Consider the following 22128-nt stretch of genomic DNA (forward strand, 5'->3'; position numbering starts at 1 on the left):
CTGGAGCATTCACATTGGATAATTCTCGCGGCAGCCTGTTCATGGTACTTGCCATGGCGGCATTCGCCCTGGAAGACATGTTCATCAAGGCTGCAACCTTGACTCTGCCTGTTGGTCAGGTACTCCTGATATTCGGCCTCTCTGGAACGATCGTGTTTGCAATACTGGCCAGGCGCCAGGGCAGTCCGGTATTTGACCCCTCCAGCTTTTCACGAGTCATGGTCGCCCGATCCGGGTTCGAGATCATGGGTCGTCTGTGTTTCACTCTGGCGATTGCCCTGACCCCCTTGTCCAATGCATCAGCTATCCTGCAAGCAACGCCTCTGGTGGTCGCTGTCGGTGCCGTTTTTGTGTTCGGCGAAACCGTCGGATGGCGACGCTGGAGTGCAATCTGCATCGGCTTCATCGGCGTGCTGCTGATATTGCGCCCTGGTTTGAGCGGTTTCGAACCTGCCTCGATATTCGCTGTGCTGGGCACTATCGGTTTTGCCGGCCGGGATCTGGCAACCAAGGCAGCCCCACCACAATTGACCAATGCACAATTGGGCGTCTACGGTTTTACCATGTTGATGATTGCCGGCATCATCGCCCTGAGTTATACCGGCGGTGCAATGTGGCCGGATATCAGCGTCTTGTCCAAGATTGCAGCAGCCACTGTCTTCGGGGTCCTGGCCTACAGCGCACTGACCAATGCCATGCGCCTGGGAGAGGTGTCCGCGGTAGCGCCTTTTCGCTACTCACGACTGGTCTTCGCCATGCTTATCGGCGTTGTGGTTTTCGGCGAGCGACCGGACACATTAACCCTTATTGGCAGCGCCATTGTTGTGGGCAGTGGGCTTTATACCGTGCTGAGGCAACGTCGGGTGGATACCACTGATGCGCGATTGCCCTGACTCGACAATCCCACCATTGCGCTAATGCTATTCCCGTAGATAGACATGATTCACTGATTGCAGGATTGCGACTAACACGCACTACATAACACTCATGGCTTCTCGTCCTGCGCCTCTTCGAGTACGGGCTGATAATCCCGGTCTCTGACTTCCTGGATCATCAGGTCGATATCATTGACTGGCACCCGCAGTACCTGCAACGCGGTTGCACCCAGACGCAGGCTCGCTTCGATCATTTCCGGATAGGCATGCGAGACCCCAGCGGCAAGCAAACTGGAACTCGACTCCAGATCCCTGGCGCGTGCAATGATGGGCACATGCGGTGCAGCGGTACGCACATTTGAAACTGCCTGCAGTGCAACCGGGAAATCATCAACACTGAGTATCACCAGAGAAGCTTGATCCACTTGAACCGTCGCCAATAGCTCCGGATCAGTAATATCCCCATACATCACCTGATGGCCATCAGCCTTACCTTGCTCGACCCGTTTCATATCAGTATCAAACGCCATGAAGGCAATACCACTGTCATGCAGCAACACAGCGATCGTATGACCGACACGACCATAACCACCGATCAGTACTCTAGGCTCATCTGAACTCAGCGTCGCATCACTCAGATCCGAAGCTTCGCCTTGCTTGACACCACTGAGTCGAGTTGCAATTGCCTGATTGAATCGAATCAGAACCGAACCACCAATCATTGAGAAAAAGACAGAGGTCAAGGCAATCTGACCCAGGCGCACGTCAATCACATTCGCATCCAGCGCAATGGCAAGCAAAGCAAAACCAAACTCGCCCCCAACCGCCAGCAACAAGCCCACACGCCAGGCTGTCAATGTGACGATGCCGCTCATCCTCACCATTGCAGCCACCAGTAGTAACTTGCTCGATAGAATAAGAACAGCACCCAGCATGGCCAAGTGCCAGATGTCGGGGATTGCCCCCGGATCAATCAAGGTACCGATACCGACGAAAAACAAACCGAGTAAAACATCCCGGAAAGGACGCATGGTCGATTCGACCTGAAAGCGAAACTCGGTCTCGCCCAGCATCATCCCAACCAGGAATGCCCCGAACGCAAGAGAAAGACCCAAACCGTTGGTCGTCCACGCAGCCAGCAATGCAACCAGTAGAACTGTCAGGGTAAACACCTCGGCTGAACGACGCCGGGTAACCAGTTGAAACAGCGGACGCAGCAACCAGCGGCCGGCAAAAAACACCAGTGCGAAGGCGAGCACCGCCTTGCCTATGGCCAACCCCAAAGCACCCGCCAGTGCCAGGCTGCCAACTGCAGTACCCAACACCGGAATGACCACCAGAAAAGGCACAGCCGTAACGTCCTGAAAGACAGACATCGCAAGCCCGAGGCGGCCATGGGCGCTGCCCTCCTCGCCTTGTTCGGTCAACTGACTACTGAAAACTGACAACGCTATTGTTCGACTCAGGGAACAATACCTGAGCAACGCCAAGAGCTCACCTCTCGCAATCACCTCTCAATGAACGCTGCGATCTGCTCAATCACTTGCTCGTGAATCCTTTGCCTATCTGCACTTACTGGATCAGTACAGACCGGATCATCTCCTTCTTCTGCCAACAGTTCGGCGCCGATTGGCTTACACAGAAGAAACGTGCTGAAGTGATTAGCCGGAGCAATACTCGAAATTGTGGCGTTCGGCAGCATCGCTGCAAATCCGCTACCCGAATCACTGAAATCTGTCGCCAGCAGGCGATCCTTGCCTTCACCTAAACCGATGAGCAATACATTGTCGACAAGCTCAACGACATCGGAACGCTGTATCCCATAAAGCAGCCCGGGATCGATAGCAATCACTGACTTGATACGCTTGTCTTTATATGAAGCATCCCAGTGAACAGAATCCAGCGTACTCAGATCGATACCAGCACGCGTGATATCAGCGCAATGCGTCGAGGCCGTTCCCACGGATTTGCAATGTGCGGCATAACCGGCCAGATTCCCACTCACGCCCCCCATCGACAGAGCCGTCCAGCCACCGTATGAGAATCCGGCTGCGTGAAGACTGTTCATATCCATACTGGCTCCCATGACAGGATCTGCAGCCAACTGATGCAGTGCTGCTTGCAAATCCAGCACGCGTGTCCAGTGATCCAGTCCCTTGAGCATGTCGAAATCACGCGTTGTACTGTTCGGGTGATTGACCGCCACAACCATGACGCCCTGTCGAGCCAACTCAGCTCCCAGCCAGCTCAGAGTCCCCGTATGACCACCCAGGCCATGTGAGAGTAGGAGCACCGGAAACCGGCCTTTCGCCATACCCGCATCCTGCCTGACATTGACTCCCTGGAACACGGGATTCTCCCCCAGCAGAACCGTATTGCCATCCTCATTTGCCGGATAGTACATCACGCCCGAGAATGGGTTCTCGTGATGTCCGGCCTGCACTTCGAACGTACGGTATCCCGGCTCATGAATGACTGCTTCGCCAGCACTTGGGGATTCTGAAGCCTGCACACAGTGTGTGGCAGCAATCAACAAGAGAGTAAAACTGATTCCAGAGAGATTCATTTGTTGTTTCGTTCGTGGGAAGATGGATATCCATTTAGCGCCTTCGACACGCTTTTCGCGTCCTGAAACCGGATCGAGGACGTGCAGAACACGTTAATAGGACCTGAACTCTCTGGGTTCAGCTCCACGTTCACTCTTGCCTCTTGTACTTGTGCTTACGCCGCTATGTTGGTTTTACCGATTCCGCTGATCGTATCCATCCTGCTTGCCTTTTTGATGATGCGGGCAAGCCTGCGTGAGAATCCGCAGAAGCCTCTACTATTGCTTATCGGTTTGTGTGCACTACAAAGCTTGATCATAGCCCTGGTACATCATTACGGCTGGATCAACATGCGCTGGTTGCAGCCCCTGACGGCCTCGCTGATCCCACCGGCTTGCTGGCTGGTTTTTGCCAGCACTACCCGTCGCGCATTTAATGTGCAAACAGATGCTTTGCATGCCGTGCTGCCACTGGCCACCCTACTCAGTCTGGTAACCATGCCAGCAGCACTTGATACCATCGTGCCGCTCAACTTTGTGATCTACGGAAGAAAACTGCTGGCGGCTACGTCACAAGATGGCGACAGCTTGCCTGGCATGCGACTGGAAAGTGGTGAGCTGCCGAGACGACTATGGCGAGCAATTGCCTTTGCTTTGCTGGCCTCTGCTGTCTGTGATGCTCTGATCATTCTGGATCAGGCGATCGGCAGCGGGCACTGGCTACCGGTCATTGTCAGCCTGTTTACGTCCGTCAATCTACTGCTTATTGGCGCGCTCTGCCTATCTCAAGAGCTGACACAAGCTCAAGGGCAAGTGTGTGATTTGCCAGCTCGTGATTTGCCAGCTAATAAGGAAACTGACGACACAGAGCCCTTGCTCTCAGAAGAGAACATCCAGCGAGATGTGGAGATCATGAGTCAATTGAGCACACTCATGAATAAAGAACAGCTATTTCTGGACGCGGATCTGACACTCACACGGCTCGCACGCAAGCTGGGTATCCCCGCCAAACAAGTCTCTGCAGCTATCAATAGACAAAAGGGAGAAAACGTCTCCAGGTACGTCAATCGCTACCGTATCGATCACGCCTACAAACTATTAAAGGCAGGAAAAAGCATTACTCAAACAGTTTACGAATGTGGATTCAATACAAAGTCCAACTTCAATCGCGAGTTCATGCGCCTCAGCCAGGCCAGTCCGAGCGATTGGCTGACAACCCAATCGGGCTAACTAAAAACTTTAACCGTGATTCGTGCATTTTTATCATGAGGCGAACCGTTCGAACACCCAACCTTTAGCTGATTACGAACTCGCCTCTCGCCGACTCGCCTTGCACGATAGCTTCGACAAAGCAGTCGCAAGAGGCATGCATACAGCGACAACCTCTTTTGAATGCTCGTATCCACTCAGGCTTTACAATGCCGCCATATCCCCTGTCTTTCATGATCTTCTGCAGAATCTTGAGTTGATCAATCTGTGTCATTGACTCAATCCAATGAAAAAAGGGCTCAGCCGGTTTCAGGTCATTGTATGCATCCATGAAAAAATTGAGCAATTTACCCATACGATGCCTGGAATCCATTTCCTCCAGTGCCTGCTCACCATCTTGCAGTTCGCCGTCGGTTTGTGCCCGCCGCTGCATCTGTATTTGCCTCGCCAGGGTACGCTGACGCCAGTACTCATCCTGTCGAGCACGTCGCTTTTCGACTTGCTTGTCAGGCTCCATCAATACTCGTTGTCGCTGGGAAGTATTCGAATCCAATCGTTTATAAATCACGCGATTGCTGGTTGGCGACACGCTCTCTTTGTCGAGAGCGTCAGGTGAAAAGCTTGAATTCCCTTGAATGTTCATGACATCAGGCACTTGCTTTAAGAACTGGTTGATTCACTATGCCAGCTGTTCAAAGAGCAGTCTGTGAACAAATGCTGCATTAGAACGCGAATATTCCCGTGCAATAATTTGCCACAAACAGCTCGGAAATGTGATGCGCATTCGATGCAGCCATGCAGTGCTGATAGATATTTGCACTATACAGCCTGCCACGTTTGCTCTTCTACTCAAATAGCTGCCAATGCTGCGATTGAATTTGATCAATCATTTTTCGCAGTTCTTTCTCCAGGGCACGATCCTCCTTGAGAAACGCAAACTCTTCCCGCACCTGAGAAAGTGTCTCCTGCATACCGCCAGTCAGTGCGTATTCACCATCCCCCGCTTGCGCTCGCAGCTCAACACCCTGACAGGCAGCTAACAAGGCGGCGGCTGCAACCTGCTCTGTCAACTGCAATATTCGCAGGCAATCTCTTGCTGCGATGGTTCCCATGCTGACCTTGTCTTGATTATGACATTCCGTTGAGCGGGAAAAAACACTTGCTGGCATGGTCAACTTCAATGCTTCTGCGGTCCAGGCTGACATGCCAATTTGAACGGCCTTGAAACCATGATTGATCGCTGCTCGATCTTTGGGTGCACCTGATAGATTCGCGGGCAAGCCATTATTGAACTTTGGATCAACCAGTTGCGCCATCTGCCGATCCAGAAGGTCAGCCACATTGGCAACGGTATTTTTCATTGAGTCCATGACATAGGCGATATGCCCTCCATAAAAATGCCCGCCATGCAGCACATGCCCACCTTCTCCATCAATGATCGGGTTGTCATTAGCGCTATTCAGTTCATTTTCAATAAATTGTCGCCACCACGGAAAACTGTCGGCAACCACACCTATGACATGTGGTGCACAACGCAAAGAATATCGATCCTGAAGCCTGTCTGGATTTCTAGTAGGCTCACCAGCATGCAGATCCTCGCGCAGCCATGCAGCAATTTTCTGCTGACCAGGATGAGGTTTAACGCTGAACAGCAATTCATCAAAATGATGAGCATTACCGTGTATTGCCACGGTCATCAAAGAAGTAATGCGAGTCGCTAGCTGAGCAAGATAGCTTGTTCTTTCATAGGCGACACAGGCCAACGCAGTCATCACTGCAGTACCGTTCATCAAAGCCAACCCTTCTTTTGGGCGCAGATGAACAGGTTCTATTTTCAACTCACGAAAAACACCTTTCGTCTCACGCCGCTGACCCTGATAATAGACTTCACGCTCACCGCAGAGAACTGCTGCGACATAAGATAATGGCGTTAAATCCCCACTAGCACCGACCGATCCTTCCTCAGGAATAATGGGAATAATGTCTTGTCGTAACAACAGCATGAGTTGTTCCAGCAAACCATAGCTAACGCCAGAAAAACCCTTTGCCAATGAGACCAATCTCACGGCCAATACGGCACGCCCAATAGGTGCCGAAAATTCCGCGCCCAAGCCACAGCCATGAAAAGTATATAAATGCTTTGGCAACTCTGACACCAGATCCATAGGGATATGAGTTGTACATGAATCACCGTAGCCGGTCGTTACGCCGTAGATAACACCTTCTTCTTTTAGTAGATCATCAAGGAATTCAGCTCCCTTGTTAATTTTCTTTACGAAGTCAGGTGCGCCACTAAGGCAGCTCTCTTTGCGCTGATAAGCCACATCAACAACATCTTCTATAACTAATGCTGAGTCATCAAAAACCAACATTTATTCAGCCCCGCCCAATACAGTAAAAATACAAGATTTCATCATTCTAATCCGCCCTGACCAATTCGAAAATTCTAGCAGCATATAACGTCCGCGTTTCGCTTCTAACGAATGACGATGGATTCGATACAGGCGTACCAGATGGATGTCCCAACACCTTACTAAACGGCAACAATACAAACCCAGCTCTTTTACGATTTGTGTGCTTTTCAATTGCAAATTGCCTCGGTATTTATTTTGGGTTATTTATCCCATTTTGTACTTGAATGTGGCATAGTCTGCCACACACGCAAAGGAGTGCACCTGATGAAATACCCCTGGCAGATAATTGCGCCTTCCGACACAGCAAGGCGATCAGATCGGCTGATATTCGAACCGAAGCGCTGATTCTATTCAGCCCTGAACGAGCTGTACGAAGGCCACCCAGGCCTCTGCCATTACCCACCGATTGTCCACAATCCACGAAGCCGATTCATTCGGCTGGATGGAAGCTCGTGACTGTGCGCAAGGTGGACACTCAGCACTCGATTTACCCCTATTAAACTCGGAGAAAAACTTATGAAACGTCGTACGATTCTCAGCCTGGTTCTTGTTTCCGCCTTCATTACTGCCTGTGGCAGCAACAGCGATGTTCAACTAGCACTGCCAGCTACTGATGGAACTCAGCTCTACCAGATAGCGAACATCTCCAGCAGTGCCGCCGATGTTCCTGATAAGTTTGAGAGCAACCTGCGCAAGTACCTGGAAAAGGATCTGAAAAAGAAAGGCATGCTGGCGACAGGCAATGCTGCTCGAAAAGTAGACGTGACAATCACTGAATTCAAAATGTCTAAAGGTGTGTCTCGCATCCTGCTGGGCGGACTTGCTGGCAAGGACTCTGTCCAGACAAAAATCAATGTCATTGATACAGCTAGCAACAAGAGCATAGGAATTTCGAACATTGAATCGACAGATGGCTTGGCCGGTGGTGGTCCAGAGCTGTTTACCAGCAACCACGCCAAGGCTATTTCCAAGTTCCTGCAGGGAAAATAGTACTCACCCAAGAGCCATGATCGCTCAATCTGTGTTGCGGTCACGGTTGGGAATTACATTCCCCTCTCTTCATCTGTGAACAAGCTCTCGAAATGTGCATAACCACAACTCCTGATTCTTGTTCAACAGCGAAATATTCATACTCGAATTGCGATCGTCAATCGCCTGCATCGAACTGTATATCAGCTTTGCCTTGGGCGGCGGCTACCAGACAATGCCCAGGCTGACGCTTGAAGCCGACTTCACCAACGTTGACGAAGACAATGACTGGTTCATGATTTCGGCCAGATACCAGATAAAGTAATTATTCCTGGCAGGCGAAGAAGCCGGTCCATCGATAATCACGACCATTGAAATGGACCTCATTGACGCTGTCTGATTTGACGTCTGGCCGGTTGCTGATCATGACGATCAAATGCAGACGTTTGCCCCGCAGCTCGATCACACTGGCTGTATCATCATGGCCAATGATGCGGATCTCATCAAGCTCACCACGTCCGCCCCAGCAACGTTCGGTCGGCTCGTCAAAGAAACCATGGGTTTCGAATGCCGATGCAAACAAGTGAGTGCTGCCCCGTTGACGTAAAAGCAAAGTCGATTCACGACGCAGGTTGAACGAGGGATCATTGCCACCGAGTTGGGCGAACACCAATTCACCTTGATCGGCTGCACTGAGCCAGGTATTGAAGCGCTGCCCTTGCAGCCAGGTAAGGCGAGTCGGCTCTGTGATGCTGGCCTGCGCCATGCCCATCAGGTGTTGATAGCCGTGGGCCTCGCCCAGCACTGACCACTGATCAAGATTGGGTTGGTAGTCCGCACTCGTATCGCAGATCTGCCCTGAATACTGCAAGGCGTAATCGTAATCGTGTTCGACATCGCTACTGAGACGATACAGATCGACGAGCAACGGTGTACTCAATACTTCATGCTCAATCATCAATACCGTGCGCTGCATCCCAACGCCCGGATAGTGCTCATTGGCAAATGCACTCATTGCCTGCACGGGTCCCGAGCCAACAAAGAAGTGTGATTGGCCATGGACGCCATCGGCACGTATCTGATCACCGTCATTCTGGGATCGACGGTCTACCACGACACCGTTGTGAGCTAATGTCTGACGCGCCCACGACTTGTTCTCGGGGAGATAACGTCCACCAAACTTGGGCTCAACGTTGAGCCAGCGGGCAAAGCCGTATTCGCGCAGCGACTCACCGCCTCGGTTGAACAGATTAATACCCAGGGTATCGAAATGGCCATGATCCATACCGTGCTGACCGTAGTTCATCGACACCTGGCTGATATCACCATCAGCGGCCCTGGCACGCAAGAACCCTTGAGCTCCCTTGTCACCGTTTGGTCCCTCGCTGAGCTGGGCACTGGGCCAGAACGGCGGCGCATTGCCGACCAATTGATCGGCCGATGCTGCCAGAGCGAGTCCGGTCGGATGCACCCATACCTGAGCTTGCTGGCGTGCCAGTGCGTGAACAGCAGGATCATCGCCGTAGCGTGCGTTGTAGACACTGGCGGCAATCAGTAGTCCATCGTCCTGAATGCCCATGCTCAATGAGGCATCATTCAACGCTGGCAGACGCCCGTCGGGATAGACAAGCGACAACAAGGCCTTGATCGTAGCGCCGATGCGCTGCCCACTGACGTTATAGATATCCAGCTCTGGACGATGCGTATGTAGCGCCTCGGCAAAAATCAGTAGAGGTCGAATCGCGAATCGGTGGTAGTAGGGTCCTTCTATGTAATAACCCGAAGGTGCGAACAGCTGGCCGATCTCAGCCAGATAGCCGCCACTGGTGCGGTCCCCTTGCAGGCCATCGACAGCTTGCGCCACATAATTGTCATCGCCGATCACCAGACCGCATATGCCCACCGCCGCAACGCTCCACAGACCATGATTGTGTATGGTGCCAAAGTGGTGAGCGTAATGCTGCGTCATCATCTCCACCACTGGGCGCAGCAACTGGGTCTCGATATGACTGCGACGCTCTGGCGTCAGGCTGTGTTTGATGCAGCCATAGCCGATCGACATCGACAACAACCACATGTTCTCGTTGAGAATCTGGTGAAAGATGCGACCTGCAGGATTGGTGTTCCTGGCTTGCTGGAAACCCAGGCCCAGGTAGCAGTCGGCATAGCGGCTCAGTAGATCAGCCGCAAAGTCAGCGTAACGCTGCTCCCCGGTTATCTGGTGGAGCGTTCCCGCCTCTTCACACAGCCGACAGTTTAGCTGATGCTGATTGTGTGCATAACTACCGGCTTCTCCATGCCCCGGTATGTCGCTTGACTGCAGAAGGTGTGGCGCAAGACGCGACACCATCGCGGCAATACTGTCACCCATGAGACCAGTCTGGTCCTGCGCCTGGCGCAGACCCCCCATGTCAGTGGCTGTAGACAGTGCCACCGAATTTGCGATGGCAGTTGGGTCCTTGTCGATCGTCATGGCTTGCTCCTTCTGATGCCTGATGCCTCATGGCAGCTAGTCGAGTGCGAAGTGGCCGGTATCAGGAAAATTCCCTGACTACTTCATTCCCATCCCACCCATGCCGCCCATTCCACCCATACCGGGCGGCAATTTGCCTTGCATGGAGCGCATCATCTTGGCCATGCCACCCTTACTCATCTTCTTCATGGTACGAGCCATTTGCTGATGTTGCTTGAGCAGGCGATTCACATCCTGCACCTGCAGACCTGCACCAGTGGCAATGCGCTTCTTGCGTGAGCCTTTCAGGATAGCCGGGTACTTACGCTCCTGCGGAGTCATGGAGTTGACCAGTGCGATCATATGGACAAACTGCTTGTCGTCCATCTTCTTCTTCATGGCCTCAGGCACTTCGTTCATGCCTGGCATCTTGTCCATCAGGGCGGCCATGCCACCCATATTGGCCATTTGCTCCAGCTGATCCTTCAGGTCCACAAGGTCGAAGTTGTGACCCTTCTTCATCTTGTTGGCAAACTTCTCCGCCTTGTCGTGATCGACTTTGGCGGTGACCTCTTCTACCAGACTGACAACATCGCCCATACCCAGAATGCGAGAGGCAATTCTGTCCGGGTGGAAGGTTTCAAGAGCATCGGTCTTTTCACCGGCACCAATGAACTTGATGGGTTTACCGGTGATGACGCGTACGGAGAGTGCAGCACCTCCACGAGCATCGCCGTCTGTCTTGGTCAGCACAACACCCGTCAGAGGCAGAGCCTCACCGAAAGCGGCAGCCGTGGTGGCCGCATCCTGACCCGTCATGCTGTCAACGACAAACAGGGTTTCTACCGGCTTGATGGCTGCGTGAAGATCCTTGATCTCCGCCATCATTTCCTCATCGATAGCCAGACGGCCGGCGGTATCGACCAACAGCACATCCACCATCTGCTTGCGCGCAGCATCCAGAGCGCTCTTTGCGATAGCGACCGGTGACTGATCTATCGAGCTTGCAAAGAAAATGGCACCCACCGAGTCGGCCAAGGTCTCCAGCTGCTTGATGGCGGCCGGACGATAAACGTCACAACTGACCACCATGACCTTTTTCTTGTCACGCTCCTTTAGCAGGCGCGCCAGTTTCGCAACCGTGGTGGTTTTACCTGCGCCCTGCAGGCCCGCCATGAGAACGACAGCCGGCGGCTGGGTTGACAGATTCAGCGGCTGGGCGTTGTCGCCCATGACCGACACCAGCTCGTCGTTGACGATCTTGATGAAGGCTTGTCCGGGAGACAGGCTGCCGATGACTTCCTGACCCATCGCCTTTTCGCGAATGGCGTCGATCAGTTGTTTGACGACGGGTAGGGCAACATCGGCTTCCAGCAACGCCATGCGCACTTCGCGCAGCGTATCCTTGATGTTGTCCTCGGACAGGCGACCCTGACCCCGAAGATTCTTGATGGTGCGGCCTAACCGCTCACTGAGACTATCGAACATGCTCTGTCCTGGATCGTTTGGGTGGCAATCGGTCGAATCCCGGGCAACAGGCCCGGCTACCGGCCGTATGTCCACAGTATACGGGACACAGCAGGAGGCTTTCAGGGCTTCCTGTACCGTGTCGTTGAAAAGGTTAGCTGTACCGGGTTTGCGGCTGGCCTCAGCTTTCCTGCAAGGCCGGGTTATTACGTCCCGTCACCTGCTTGTCCAGCGATACTCGCGACCCGTCGTCAGAGCCGGCCGAGTGGGCGTTACCGCTGCGATAGCGCACCCGCTTGGGCCGCCCTGTCACCAGCCCCTCCATGCAGTTTTCCCGCACGATTTCACGCTTTCTGATGGTCAGACTGGATCCACGAGGAATGCTTGAATCACTATCCGGGGGGGTATCAGGACGATTATTGCGAAGCGCCGCCTCAGCGGCCTGTCGATCCTTGTCAATTTTACGGGCCCGCTCCAGCACGGCCAATGAGAACCCGACCCGGTAGTCAAAACTGGCGGATCGACCTGGCGGCACCGAACCGTCGGCCTTGCGCAGCTTCAGTGAGCGCTCCATGACCTCGCTGAGATAGCCATAGGTCAACGATGCCACTTCGGCATCGATGCTGAAGCCTCGGAACTCGATACTCCGGCTTTTCACACAGATGCAGTCATGTAACAGGGCAACTGCCGAGCCCAGCACACCGACATAGGCAGGTACCGCGCGAAAATCCTTGCCAATGCCACTGGCACCGAACTCCGAGGTTTCCAGATCGCTCTCGGTAACGCCAAATTTTTCCATCAGAGACTGACAGCGACGCATGGCAATCTCAGCCTCATGCGGGCTGGACTCGCTCTCCCGGCTCATGGCGTAGAGCTTGCGGATGCGTGTCAGCAGTTTTTCACGGTCAGCAGTTTTCATGAGTTCAGCATACCGACCATGGAGTGCAAACGTTACAAAAAACCCGCCTGCAAGTTACGTTCGCATGCCAGCTTACAAGGTACTGATGACGATAAGTAGTGCATGCTATTCTTGACAAATCCTGGCAGCCATTAAACTGCCGTTTCCGCTTGAAGCAACTGGCACTGTTATTGTGAGTTTCACCATACCCTTGATTGCAGTCGCGTTCTACAGCTTGGCAAGCGCACTGTTATCACGTTCACTGGCGGCCTCTGCCCCCCGTGCCGATCAATTGCAGAGCACAGTGGCTATCGGGCATGCGCGCGATGGCGCGCGCAGCGGCCACCCGCCTATTCCAGGCAGTCGCCGCAAGAAAACGCTGACACTCGCATTCATTGCAGCCCTGTTTCACGCCTGGGTAGTGATTCAGCAAACGGGCCTGCCCGACGACCTGCGACTACCACTGCTTACCTCTTTTGCTGCAACCACACTCATCGTTGCACTACTACAGATAGCTCTTTGCCTGTATCAACCAGCAGATTATCTGGGTCTGGCCGTATACCCACTGGCAGCTATATCGCTGGTCGTCAGCCACGCCTCAGGCGGTGGCACAGAAATCATTGGTGATGCGGTACAGATACACGTCTTTCTATCACTGCTCTCCTACGCCATGCTCTCACTGGCGGCGGCTCAGGCCATACTGGTATCGATACAACGCCACTTTCTGTCCCGTCACAAGCCCGGAGGCTTCATGCGGGCACTACCACCACTGGACACCACTGAAGAGCTGCTATTCACTTTATTGACGGCCGGCTTTGTTCTGCTGTCACTGAGCCTGATGACCGGCTTTGCATTTCTGGAGAACATGTTTCACCAGCACCTGGTTCACAAAACCGTACTATCCTGCATCGCGTGGGCAATTTTCGGTATTTTGCTTTTTGGGCGCTGGAAGTTTGGCTGGAGGGGCAAAAAGGCCGTTCATTGGACTCTGGCGGGCTTTGCGATGCTGATTCTTGCCTATTTCGGCAGCAAACTCGTATTGGAAGTGGTTCTGCGTTAGCACGATGCACACTGGTTACAAAACACTTAGTTGAAGCCCGAGCACTCAAACAGGCTTACTCGTTGCTATAGTGCAAGTATCTTTAGCAAACTCAGGTTAGTTGTTCTTGAACAGCATCCCCATCAGTGCACTATTCTCCATTCTAGTGCTGCTGGTATTGATTTCAGGTTTCTTTTCCGGATCTGAAACGGCATTAATGACCGTCAATCGGTATCGATTGCGGCACCAGGCCAATAACGGACACAAGGCGGCCCAAAGAACGGCCAAATTGCTGGAAAACCCTGATCGGCTTATCAGCCTGATCCTGCTGGGTAACAACTTCGTCAACATTTCGGCGTCAGCCATTGCGACGGTTATTGCTCTGCGCCTGATGGGAGAAGCCGGTATTGCGATAGCAACCGGGCTGCTGACCATTGTCATACTGGTGTTTGCCGAAGTAACGCCCAAGACGTTCGCAACACGCCGTGCGGAACAGTTCGCGTTTCTGGCCTCAGCCATCTATGGCCCGCTGATGACAGTGACCTACCCTCTGGTTGTTGCTACCAACTGGATCAGCTCCCTGATTCTCAAGTTGCTCAAAACCGACTCCATTCCTGCCGAGGATGAGCACCTGTCCAGTGAAGAGCTGCGAACCGTGCTCAATGAGACCGCCGGCATGGTGCCGCAGCGCCACCGCGACATGTTGCTCAATATTCTTGATCTTGGCACCGTATCGGTCAATGACATCATGGTGCCGCGTAACGAAATCGTGGGGATCGATCTTTCTGCTCCCTGGGACGAGGTTTTACACGGAATCATCAATAGCCCTCACAGCCGGGTCATGGTCTATCGCGAAGATGTCGACAATGTCGTCGGTTTTCTGTACCTGAGGAAAATGCTGGACGCCCTGCGTGCCGGAAAAATCACGCGTGAATATGTAGAGTCGGTTGTCCGTGATCCCTACTTCATTCCCGAAGGCACGACTCTGACGGTGCAGCTACTGAACTTCCAACGTGAGCGTCGACGTGTAGGACTCGTGGTTGATGAGTATGGCGATATTCAGGGCTTGCTGACACTGGAAGAAATTCTGGAAGAAATTGTTGGCGAGTTTGACAATGACCCGCACGTCAAACCGGCAGAAATCCGGCCACAGCCTGACGGCAGCTTCATTGTCGATGGCACCACACAGGTCCGCAACCTGAACAAATCGCTCAACTGGTCCTTGCCCTCGGAAGGCCCCAAGACGCTGAATGGCATTGTGGTCGAACATTTCGAAAACTTCCCGCCACAGGGTGCCGTGTTCACCTTCAATGGTCACCCTATTACCATACTGGCCGTCGAAGACAACAAGGTTCAGCAAGTGCGCATTGAACCGGCAGACTTCGATGAAGCTGACGAGGATGCCAAGAATACGGATATCGCTTCCAGCAGCTAAGAGGTCGTGAAATAGTTAATTGTTTCACGACCTCCAAGCTCCTCTAGCAGCAGCTATTCTGAATAAGGCAGAACCGCTTCCACTTCCAGACGGTAGCCGGCTTCTGCCAGTTCACTATTCGTCGTATCGACATGTAGTACGCCGACGGCCCACACCGGCTCATAGGGACTTTTCAGTTCCACCAGAGTCGGTGACATGGCATACACGATCTGATTGGCTGGCGGAGGTGGCGTGTGAATGCAGGCCCCCATATAGGGCACCAGCAAGAATTCCTTCAGTTGCATTTGCTCATCGAAATCCAGTGGCGTCACGTAGGCTGCCAAGCGAACGCGCTTACCATCCAGCGCCTCAACAGTTGGCGCATAGTCAAACGCCTCCTGTAGTCGAGTCAGCTCCGCGTTGGATTCATCACTGCCATCAAGCAACTTGTCTATGGCCTCCTGCGTCATGGTATTGAAAGGATTTTCCGGTTGCTGAAAATCGGCAGGTATCAGGTCATCCCAGCTCAGCTCCTGCAGCTCCCCGGTCACCGACTCATCGGATGACCACCACCATGCCGCATTGGCCATCGCCATCCAGCCGCCGCCCAGGCTCAGTGCCACGAGCAAGACAATTCTGATTGCTTTCATTGTTTTATCCTCGATTCAAATTGATTACAGAACGTTGAGTAACTACCGGTTGATTACCCACTAGAGTCGCTGTGCCATGCCATCTGACAGCGATTTACGATAGGCGCTCAGTGCCGGCAGTGTTCCGGCAACCAGTCCTGCCATCACGATAGAGCCCAGAATGAACAGCTCATTTCTGCCCGGCAACGACAAACTCAGGTTGATTCCGTACTGATGTTGCAGCCACTGTCCACCCAGCATGGTGGCCAGGTAATACAAGATGAGCCCCATGATGACCCCCACGATCGTCAGCAGCGTCGACTCGATACACAGCAACAGAAATATATGCGCAGGACGGGCCCCGGCGGAGCGCAGAATTGCCATCTCTCGACGCCTCTCGTTGAGTCCTGCCAGCAACACGGTAATGAGATTGACAAGCCCACATATCACCACGCTGACAGAGACGATGAACAAAGCACTCTCTGCAACCCCTACCAGGCCCCATAGTTCTTGTAACGCCACTCCCGGCAGAATCGCCAGCAAGGGTTCTTCGGTATAGGTATTGATGGCACGCTGCTCCTTGAATACAGCGCCTCGGGAGTGCAATCCCACCAAAACGGCCGTTACCGCACCGGGCTGCAGATCCATGTCGCGGATGATGTCCGCCGGCGTACCTTCACCACGCTTCTTGGTACCGCTGCGCCAATCCACATGCATCGCCTCGATACCCTCCAGGCTGACATGCACCGCTCTGTCGACGGGTGTTCCCGTACGCTCAAGAATCCCACTAACAACGAATGGCTGATTATCATGCTCTACCAGCCCCACGTTGCCGGTACCGTGAGCCACGACGATGGACTGACCCACTGAATACCCCAGCTTTTCCGCCACTTCACTACCAATGACCGTGTCAAATACGTCATTAAAGGGCTTTCCGGTCTGCAGCTTCAGCGAGCGATCATTGCCATAACGGAAGTGCTCGAAAAAGGCGCTATTGGTCCCTACAACCCGAAAGCCCTTGTGCGAATCACCAAGCGACAAGGGAATCAGCCATTCCACTGCAGAGCGATCCGCAATGTCCTGAACACTTTCCCAGCTGATGTTGTTAGTCGCATTGCCAATCCGGAAAACGGAATAGAGCAACAGTTGAACCGCACCACTCCTGGCACCCACGATCAGGTCAGTGCCGGATACTGTCTGGGTAAAACTGGATCGCGCATCGTGCCGAACCTTCTCTACCGTCAGGATCAAGGCAACGCTCATGACGATGGCCAGAATGGCCAGCATTGCTGTTGGCCAACGATTGCAGAGACTTTTCCAGGCAATTGAAAACATGTCAGTGCAACTCCCCGATCAGGCTCGTACTAGCGCTATTGATCTCACCCAGATCGACGCATCGATCAAAACCTTTCGCCAGTGTCTCGTCATGACTGACGAACAACAGGCTGGAGTTTGCAGCCGCCACTTCTTCGAACAACAGACTGGTAAAGGCTTGCTGGGAGTCCCTGTCCAGAGCTGATGTCGGCTCGTCAGCGATGATAAGAGCCGGCTGCCCGATCAGCGCCCGCGCAACAGCGACTCGCTGCTGCTGACCAACACTCAGCTGCATGACAGAGCGCTCCAGCGTATCGCCAGCAAGCTTCATGCGCTCAAGCAATCGGGTTGTCTCCTCCCGCAGGCTCAAACCTGCCTGCGTAGCGCGGGCACGCCGATTAGAAGAAAATCGGCAAGGCAATTCGATATTTTCAGCAACGGACAGAAACGGCAACAAATTGAACTGCTGAAAAACAAGCCCGATAGTATCGGCACGGAACCGATCCCGGTGCCGACCATCAAGATTGTGCAGATCAACACCGGCAACCTCGATAGTGCCGCGCTGAGCCATCAGCACGGCAGAGACCAGACTCAGTAATGTTGTTTTACCCGACCCCGATGGACCGCGCAAGAACACACGCTCCCCCGCTGCAATCGTGAAATGATCAATGCTGATGACAGGCTTGCTCTGCCCTGGCCAGGCAAACTCCACCTTCGACATCTGCACAATTGCAGAGGATGTACTACGGGATACAGTCATGATGTCGGCTACCGGGTTGATGTTATCCAGCCGTTAAAGTACTGAAGCCATATCGACTGTTTTATTATCGGCCCCTAGCTCGGTAGAGGACTGCCCCTGGGGTCCGACAATCTGTACATCAATATCGTCTATACCAGACCAGACTGACTGCAGCTCCACATCAATCGTTTCCAGCTTGCTGATGTCGGCACAATCAAAGACATAACTGACGACGATCTCGGAATGTTCACCACCTTCGTGTTCTTCGTGATCTGAGTCGTGATCTGAGTCGTGATCTGAGTCGTGATCTGCATCATGCTCCTCGTGTTCGCTATTCATCGAACTTTCGACGACAGTTTCATGCAATTCGCACTGTGTTCCGGCGAAGGCAAAAAGAGTGCCGCCTTCCTGCAGTCTTTGTATGGATTCTGCAATCGCCGCTTCTTGCTCTTCAGTGGAGGGTTCGTGCTCGAAACCCACCAGATTAACCCATGGCGATTCGAATTCCACAAACAAGGTATTGTCATCTATCGCCATGTTCAGCGAAGCGCCACCGTGTACATGGCTATCAAGATCACGCTCAGTGGCAGCATGCAGGGAAAGGGAGGTTGTCAGGCACAGCGTGATCGCTGGCAAAGCTTGGTATTTCATGGGTATTTTCCTGAGATTGGGTGACACGGCAATGCGCAAAGGCATTGCACGTCAAAACAATGAACTTCAGGAAAAGTGGGGAGGACCCCGAATACTATGCAGACCTCGAACCAGCATTACCCATTCAGGGGTCAGGCTTGGCAACTGATGGAAATTGATAAAACCTGCCACTGAGGCAAGCCCATCGTCCTGCGGCAGGAAGCAGGCACCTGCATGAATGTGATACATCGTGCAGGACAGCGGCAGCTTATGTTGCGTATCCGCATCGTTGTGCCCGGCCTTGTCAGCCGTCAGGCCATGATTGGCATGATTGGCATGATTGGCATGATCAATATGATCGGCATGCTCATGAAACTGACTTTCTGAGTCCCGGGGACCATGAAGGTGACCCGCAATATGGGCAGCCGAAACCATCTGGCTGCACAGCAGTGCAACAACGATCAGTAGATGGATAAGGCGGCCGCGTATCATCATGGAAGTATAGGGCAATGTTCATGAAACGGGTGTTACCGAAAAGCATTGGCCCGCGTCGACTGTGTAGTAATCGGCATTCCGCAAGCTCACTTGAGGGCCGATATGATGTTCACAACTGTCACGCGCTCAGTCGCCACACTGCTACCCAAACATGACACACTTCCGCTATGTCGAAAGTCAAGCAACGCTATCAATGTACCGCCTGCGGCGCAATATCCTCAAAATGGAGTGGCCAATGCGCAGACTGCGGTGAATGGAACTCGCTGGAAGAATCTACAGCAGTTGTAGGCCCTGCCAGCACAGCAACGGCGGCGGCCACCAATGCCCGCTACGGTGGCTACGCTGGTGGTAATGGCATCACCAATGCCTCCGATGTCACCATGGTCGAGCAGGCACGTGTCAGCACGGGACTCTCCGAACTTGACCGTGTGCTGGGGGGTGGACTGGTCTCGGGTTCAGTGACACTGCTTGGCGGCGATCCGGGTATCGGCAAGTCAACCTTGCTGATCCAGAGCCTGGCCTATCTGAGTGAGCAGCGTCGTGTGCTGTACATCACCGGTGAAGAATCCTTGCAACAGGTCACACTCAGGGCACGACGTCTGAACTTGCCAGAGAAGAATCTGCGGCTACTGGCAGAGACTCAGGTAGAAGCCATTCTTGGCCATGCCAGCCAGGAAAAGCCGGATGTCATGGTCATTGACTCCATTCAGACAATGTATACCGAGCTGCTGAGTTCGGCGCCTGGAGCCGTTGCCCAGGTACGCGAAAGTGCAGCCCGACTGGTGCGTTACGCCAAACAGACAGGTACGGCCATCTTTCTGGTTGGGCATGTCACCAAGGAAGGCGCATTGGCAGGTCCGCGAGTGCTGGAACACATGGTCGATACCGTCCTGTATTTCGAAGGCGACCCCGGCAGCCGCTATCGAGTCATTCGTGCTGTCAAGAACCGCTTTGGCGCTGTTAATGAGCTGGGTGTCTTTGCCATGGATGAGTCGGGCTTGAAGGCCGTCAAGAACCCATCTGCCATTTTCCTGTCCCGGCATCCGGAGCCGGTCAGCGGCAGTGTCATCATGGTTACGCGAGAAGGTACAAGACCCATGCTGGTGGAGGCCCAGGCGCTGGTGGATACCAGCCACTCAGGCAGTCCTCGGCGCGTCTCTCTGGGACTGGAACAGAACCGCCTGTCAATGTTGCTGGCTGTCATGCATCGCCATGCAGGCATTGCCATGTTTGACCAGGATGTCTATGTCAACGTGGTCGGAGGCGTTCGTATATCCGAAACCGCTGCCGACCTGCCCGTCCTGCTGGCGGCTCTGTCATCTTTTCGCACACGCCCTCTGCCCAGTGACCTTGTGGTATTTGGTGAAGTCGGCCTGGCAGGCGAGGTTCGCCCGGTCTCCAATGGTGAGGAACGCTTGCAGGAGTCCGTCAAACACGGATTCAAGCGAGCGATCGTCCCCTATGGCAACCTGCCCAAAAAAGCCATCAAGGGGCTGCAGGTGGATGGCATTCATCGCCTGCATGAGGCCATCGATCTGCTGGACTAGACTGGCCAGACAGCCAGTGCGCAGAGCACTGGCTTGCCTGCAACATCACCTGCAACATCACACGAGGCTGCCGGATGAGCGCCAATCCCGTAAACTACGACTTGAGCACACCAGAAGAGTACGCACGTGTCGCAGAAAACGCGAAAAATACCCAAGTCCACCAAGTTCGAAGACGCACTCGGCGAACTGGAAACCCTCGTTGAGTCACTGGAAAGCGGCGATCAGTCACTGGAAAGTTCTCTGGAGCAATTCGAGCGTGGTGTCGCTTTGTCGCGCTTCTGCCAGCAAAGCCTGAGCGAAGCTGAACAGAAAGTGAAAATACTCATGGATGACACCGCCGAGGACTCAGCGGACAATGATGGCTTGGCAGACTTCGAACCTGTTGCGGAAAATTGATGTCAACTCTGACTCCTACCCCTATTCAGGTCGACGCAGCTTTCACTGAAACTCTCAAGATCTATCAGCAACGTGTCGACGCAGCCTTGCTTCTGCATTTGCCGGATCCCAAAATCAGTGGCACCCGACTGCCCTCAGCCATGCGTTACTCGGTAACCAATGGCGGCAAGCGCATACGTCCGATACTCACCTATGCCACTGGCAAGGCTCTGGGCCTGTCACTTGATCGGGTCGATGTCGCCGCCTGCTCTCTTGAAATGATGCACGCCTATTCTCTGGTCCATGACGATCTGCCTGCCATGGATGATGATGATTTGAGGCGGGGCAAGCCTACCTGTCACAAGGCATTTGATGAGGCGACCGCTATTCTGGCAGGCGATGCTCTGCAAGCGCTGGCATTCACGATTCTGGCCTTGAATCGCGACCCTCTGGTGTCCGCCACGGCCAAATTGCGCATGGTCGAAATTCTGGGTCAAGCCAGTGGTGCCCACGGCATGGCTGCAGGCCAGGCCATTGATCTGGAATCGGTCGGTCGCAAGCTGACATTGGCCGAGCTGGAAAACATGCACAATCACAAAACCGGGGCCCTGATCAAAGCCAGCGTACTGCTACCTGCCATGCTGGCTGATCCCGAGACGTCAGAATTACAGACCAGGCTGGAAAATTACGCAGGGGCCGTCGGTCTGTGCTTCCAGATTGTGGACGACATTCTGGATGTCGTCAGCGATACTGAAACGCTTGGCAAGAAACAGGGTGCCGACATTGCCCTGAACAAACCCACCTACCCGGCACTGCTAGGCCTGGAGGGCGCTCGCGAGCATGCTCAGAATATGCACCAGACAGCCTTGTCACAGCTCGACGGGCTCGGACCGGATTTTGACGAACTGCGAATGCTTTCGGCCTATATTGTGCAACGTAATTTTTAGACAAGGCTTTCAGCACGCTGCCAATCAGCCGATTCAGCGCTAAAACTGCCAATACACACTTTCGCCAATCGCGCTAGCACAGGCTGACGGCCGCGTCAAAGTAATGGGAATTTCACACGTTTTTGCAACTCGGGTTGTAATTTGAGTCTTACAACAGTGATAATCCGCGT

At 53.5% G+C, this 22128-nt stretch carries 21 protein-coding genes; 9 read left to right on the plus strand and 12 right to left on the minus strand.

The annotated features are described in order from the left end of the window. Positions 1-14 precede the first annotated feature (14 nt). Positions 15-893, plus strand: coding sequence for a DMT family transporter (locus tag IMCC3135_RS29640; protein ID WP_088920871.1), 879 nt, complete (start codon positions 15-17; stop codon positions 891-893). Between the two features lie 92 nt (positions 894-985). On the opposite strand, the gene IMCC3135_RS29645 is transcribed toward IMCC3135_RS29640, so the two are convergent. Continuing rightward, entirely contained in the window at positions 986-2323 is a 1338-nt protein-coding gene (locus IMCC3135_RS29645; RefSeq protein ID WP_236994690.1) for a cation:proton antiporter domain-containing protein, read from the minus strand. A gap of 59 nt (positions 2324-2382) precedes the next feature. Then, the gene (locus IMCC3135_RS29650) at positions 2383-3441 is read right to left on the minus strand and encodes an alpha/beta hydrolase family protein (RefSeq protein ID WP_088920872.1); all 1059 of its coding nucleotides are present in this window, start codon (positions 3439-3441) and stop codon (positions 2383-2385) included. Between the two features lie 81 nt (positions 3442-3522). Between IMCC3135_RS29650 and IMCC3135_RS29655 the strand changes: the two genes are divergently transcribed. Continuing rightward, positions 3523-4650 carry a helix-turn-helix domain-containing protein gene (locus IMCC3135_RS29655; protein ID WP_157736360.1) on the plus strand — a complete coding sequence of 376 codons (1128 nt, stop codon included), beginning with the start codon at positions 3523-3525 and terminating at the stop codon, positions 4648-4650. A gap of 64 nt (positions 4651-4714) precedes the next feature. Here the strand turns inward: IMCC3135_RS29655 and IMCC3135_RS29660 are convergent, their stop codons facing one another. After that, on the minus strand, positions 4715-5272 hold the full coding sequence (locus IMCC3135_RS29660; RefSeq protein ID WP_088920874.1) for a hypothetical protein: 558 nt from the start codon (positions 5270-5272) through the stop codon (positions 4715-4717). A 202-nt stretch (positions 5273-5474) separates the two neighbouring features. Then, on the minus strand, positions 5475-7001 hold the full coding sequence (locus IMCC3135_RS29665) for an HAL/PAL/TAL family ammonia-lyase (RefSeq protein ID WP_088920875.1): 1527 nt from the start codon (positions 6999-7001) through the stop codon (positions 5475-5477). 558 nt (positions 7002-7559) lie between these two features. Here IMCC3135_RS29665 and IMCC3135_RS29670 point away from each other — a divergent pair. Together IMCC3135_RS29670 and IMCC3135_RS29675 are read left to right on the plus strand one after the other, a co-directional pair. Further along, entirely contained in the window at positions 7560-8033 is a 474-nt protein-coding gene (locus tag IMCC3135_RS29670) for a DUF4410 domain-containing protein (protein ID WP_088920876.1), read from the plus strand. 118 nt (positions 8034-8151) lie between these two features. After that, on the plus strand, positions 8152-8337 hold the full coding sequence (locus IMCC3135_RS29675; protein ID WP_088920877.1) for a hypothetical protein: 186 nt from the start codon (positions 8152-8154) through the stop codon (positions 8335-8337). Here IMCC3135_RS29675 and IMCC3135_RS29680 read toward each other — a convergent pair whose 3' ends face one another. The 3 genes from IMCC3135_RS29680 to IMCC3135_RS29690 all read right to left on the minus strand — a co-directional run bounded on the left by IMCC3135_RS29680 (position 8338) and on the right by IMCC3135_RS29690 (position 12850). Next, positions 8338-10485: a heparinase II/III domain-containing protein gene (locus tag IMCC3135_RS29680; RefSeq protein ID WP_088920878.1), complete on the minus strand. Its 2148-nt coding sequence runs from the start codon at positions 10483-10485 to the stop codon at positions 8338-8340. Positions 10486-10563: 78 nt separating this feature from the next. After that, entirely contained in the window at positions 10564-11952 is a 1389-nt protein-coding gene (gene ffh, locus IMCC3135_RS29685) for a signal recognition particle protein (protein ID WP_088920879.1), read from the minus strand. Between the two features lie 160 nt (positions 11953-12112). Further along, complete coding sequence (locus tag IMCC3135_RS29690; protein ID WP_088920880.1) at positions 12113-12850, minus strand: DUF2786 domain-containing protein; 738 nt, start codon at positions 12848-12850, stop codon at positions 12113-12115. Between the two features lie 172 nt (positions 12851-13022). Here IMCC3135_RS29690 and IMCC3135_RS29695 point away from each other — a divergent pair, with 172 nt between their 5' ends. Both IMCC3135_RS29695 and IMCC3135_RS29700 read left to right on the plus strand, forming a co-directional pair. After that, complete coding sequence (locus IMCC3135_RS29695; protein WP_157736361.1) at positions 13023-13889, plus strand: cytochrome C assembly family protein; 867 nt, start codon at positions 13023-13025, stop codon at positions 13887-13889. Positions 13890-13995: 106 nt separating this feature from the next. Further along, positions 13996-15303, plus strand: a complete 1308-nt coding sequence (locus IMCC3135_RS29700; protein ID WP_088922158.1) for an HlyC/CorC family transporter — start codon at positions 13996-13998, stop codon at positions 15301-15303. Positions 15304-15356: 53 nt separating this feature from the next. Here the strand turns inward: IMCC3135_RS29700 and IMCC3135_RS29705 are convergent, their stop codons facing one another. The 5 genes from IMCC3135_RS29705 to IMCC3135_RS29725 form a co-directional block, all read right to left on the minus strand. Then, positions 15357-15932 carry a DUF3299 domain-containing protein gene (locus tag IMCC3135_RS29705; RefSeq protein ID WP_088920882.1) on the minus strand — a complete coding sequence of 192 codons (576 nt, stop codon included), beginning with the start codon at positions 15930-15932 and terminating at the stop codon, positions 15357-15359. 60 nt (positions 15933-15992) lie between these two features. Beyond that, positions 15993-17246: an ABC transporter permease gene (locus IMCC3135_RS29710; protein WP_088920883.1), complete on the minus strand. Its 1254-nt coding sequence runs from the start codon at positions 17244-17246 to the stop codon at positions 15993-15995. A gap of 1 nt (position 17247) precedes the next feature. Continuing rightward, positions 17248-17985 (minus strand): ABC transporter ATP-binding protein, encoded by a 738-nt coding sequence (locus IMCC3135_RS29715; protein ID WP_088920884.1) that lies wholly within the window; start codon positions 17983-17985, stop codon positions 17248-17250. 33 nt (positions 17986-18018) lie between these two features. Then, positions 18019-18615 (minus strand): ZrgA family zinc uptake protein, encoded by a 597-nt coding sequence (locus IMCC3135_RS29720; RefSeq protein ID WP_157736362.1) that lies wholly within the window; start codon positions 18613-18615, stop codon positions 18019-18021. Positions 18616-18681: 66 nt separating this feature from the next. Continuing rightward, entirely contained in the window at positions 18682-19089 is a 408-nt protein-coding gene (locus IMCC3135_RS29725) for a hypothetical protein (protein WP_088920886.1), read from the minus strand. Positions 19090-19256: 167 nt separating this feature from the next. On the opposite strand from IMCC3135_RS29725, the gene radA reads away from it, so the two are divergent. The 3 genes from radA (at position 19257) to ispA (ending at position 21958) form a co-directional block, all read left to right on the plus strand. Further along, positions 19257-20636 carry a DNA repair protein RadA gene (radA, locus tag IMCC3135_RS29730; RefSeq protein ID WP_088920887.1) on the plus strand — a complete coding sequence of 460 codons (1380 nt, stop codon included), beginning with the start codon at positions 19257-19259 and terminating at the stop codon, positions 20634-20636. Positions 20637-20762: 126 nt separating this feature from the next. Further along, on the plus strand, positions 20763-21032 hold the full coding sequence (locus IMCC3135_RS29735) for an exodeoxyribonuclease VII small subunit (protein ID WP_205737778.1): 270 nt from the start codon (positions 20763-20765) through the stop codon (positions 21030-21032). Next, positions 21032-21958, plus strand: coding sequence for a (2E,6E)-farnesyl diphosphate synthase (ispA, locus tag IMCC3135_RS29740; RefSeq protein WP_088920888.1), 927 nt, complete (start codon positions 21032-21034; stop codon positions 21956-21958). Before IMCC3135_RS29735 ends, ispA begins: the two co-directional genes overlap by 1 nt. Positions 21959-22128: the final 170 nt, after the last annotated feature.

This window comes from Granulosicoccus antarcticus IMCC3135, assembly GCF_002215215.1.
In the GTDB taxonomy this organism is placed as follows: domain Bacteria; phylum Pseudomonadota; class Gammaproteobacteria; order Granulosicoccales; family Granulosicoccaceae; genus Granulosicoccus; species Granulosicoccus antarcticus.

Excerpts from the sequence above, each read along its gene's own strand:
- IMCC3135_RS29650 (WP_088920872.1), bottom strand. The coding sequence starts at position 3,441 with ATGAATCTCTCTGGAATCAGTTTTACTCTCTTGTTGATTGCTGCCACA.
- IMCC3135_RS29660 (WP_088920874.1), bottom strand. The coding sequence starts at position 5,272 with ATGAACATTCAAGGGAATTCAAGCTTTTCACCTGACGCTCTCGACAAA.
- IMCC3135_RS29665 (WP_088920875.1), bottom strand. The coding sequence starts at position 7,001 with ATGTTGGTTTTTGATGACTCAGCATTAGTTATAGAAGATGTTGTTGAT.
- IMCC3135_RS29670 (WP_088920876.1), top strand. The coding sequence starts at position 7,560 with ATGAAACGTCGTACGATTCTCAGCCTGGTTCTTGTTTCCGCCTTCATT.
- IMCC3135_RS29680 (WP_088920878.1), bottom strand. The coding sequence starts at position 10,485 with ATGACGATCGACAAGGACCCAACTGCCATCGCAAATTCGGTGGCACTG.
- ffh (WP_088920879.1), bottom strand. The coding sequence starts at position 11,952 with ATGTTCGATAGTCTCAGTGAGCGGTTAGGCCGCACCATCAAGAATCTT.
- IMCC3135_RS29690 (WP_088920880.1), bottom strand. The coding sequence starts at position 12,850 with ATGAAAACTGCTGACCGTGAAAAACTGCTGACACGCATCCGCAAGCTC.
- IMCC3135_RS29705 (WP_088920882.1), bottom strand. The coding sequence starts at position 15,932 with ATGAAAGCAATCAGAATTGTCTTGCTCGTGGCACTGAGCCTGGGCGGC.
- IMCC3135_RS29710 (WP_088920883.1), bottom strand. The coding sequence starts at position 17,246 with ATGTTTTCAATTGCCTGGAAAAGTCTCTGCAATCGTTGGCCAACAGCA.
- IMCC3135_RS29715 (WP_088920884.1), bottom strand. The coding sequence starts at position 17,985 with ATGACTGTATCCCGTAGTACATCCTCTGCAATTGTGCAGATGTCGAAG.
- IMCC3135_RS29720 (WP_157736362.1), bottom strand. The coding sequence starts at position 18,615 with ATGAAATACCAAGCTTTGCCAGCGATCACGCTGTGCCTGACAACCTCC.
- IMCC3135_RS29725 (WP_088920886.1), bottom strand. The coding sequence starts at position 19,089 with ATGATGATACGCGGCCGCCTTATCCATCTACTGATCGTTGTTGCACTG.
- radA (WP_088920887.1), top strand. The coding sequence starts at position 19,257 with ATGTCGAAAGTCAAGCAACGCTATCAATGTACCGCCTGCGGCGCAATA.
- ispA (WP_088920888.1), top strand. The coding sequence starts at position 21,032 with ATGTCAACTCTGACTCCTACCCCTATTCAGGTCGACGCAGCTTTCACT.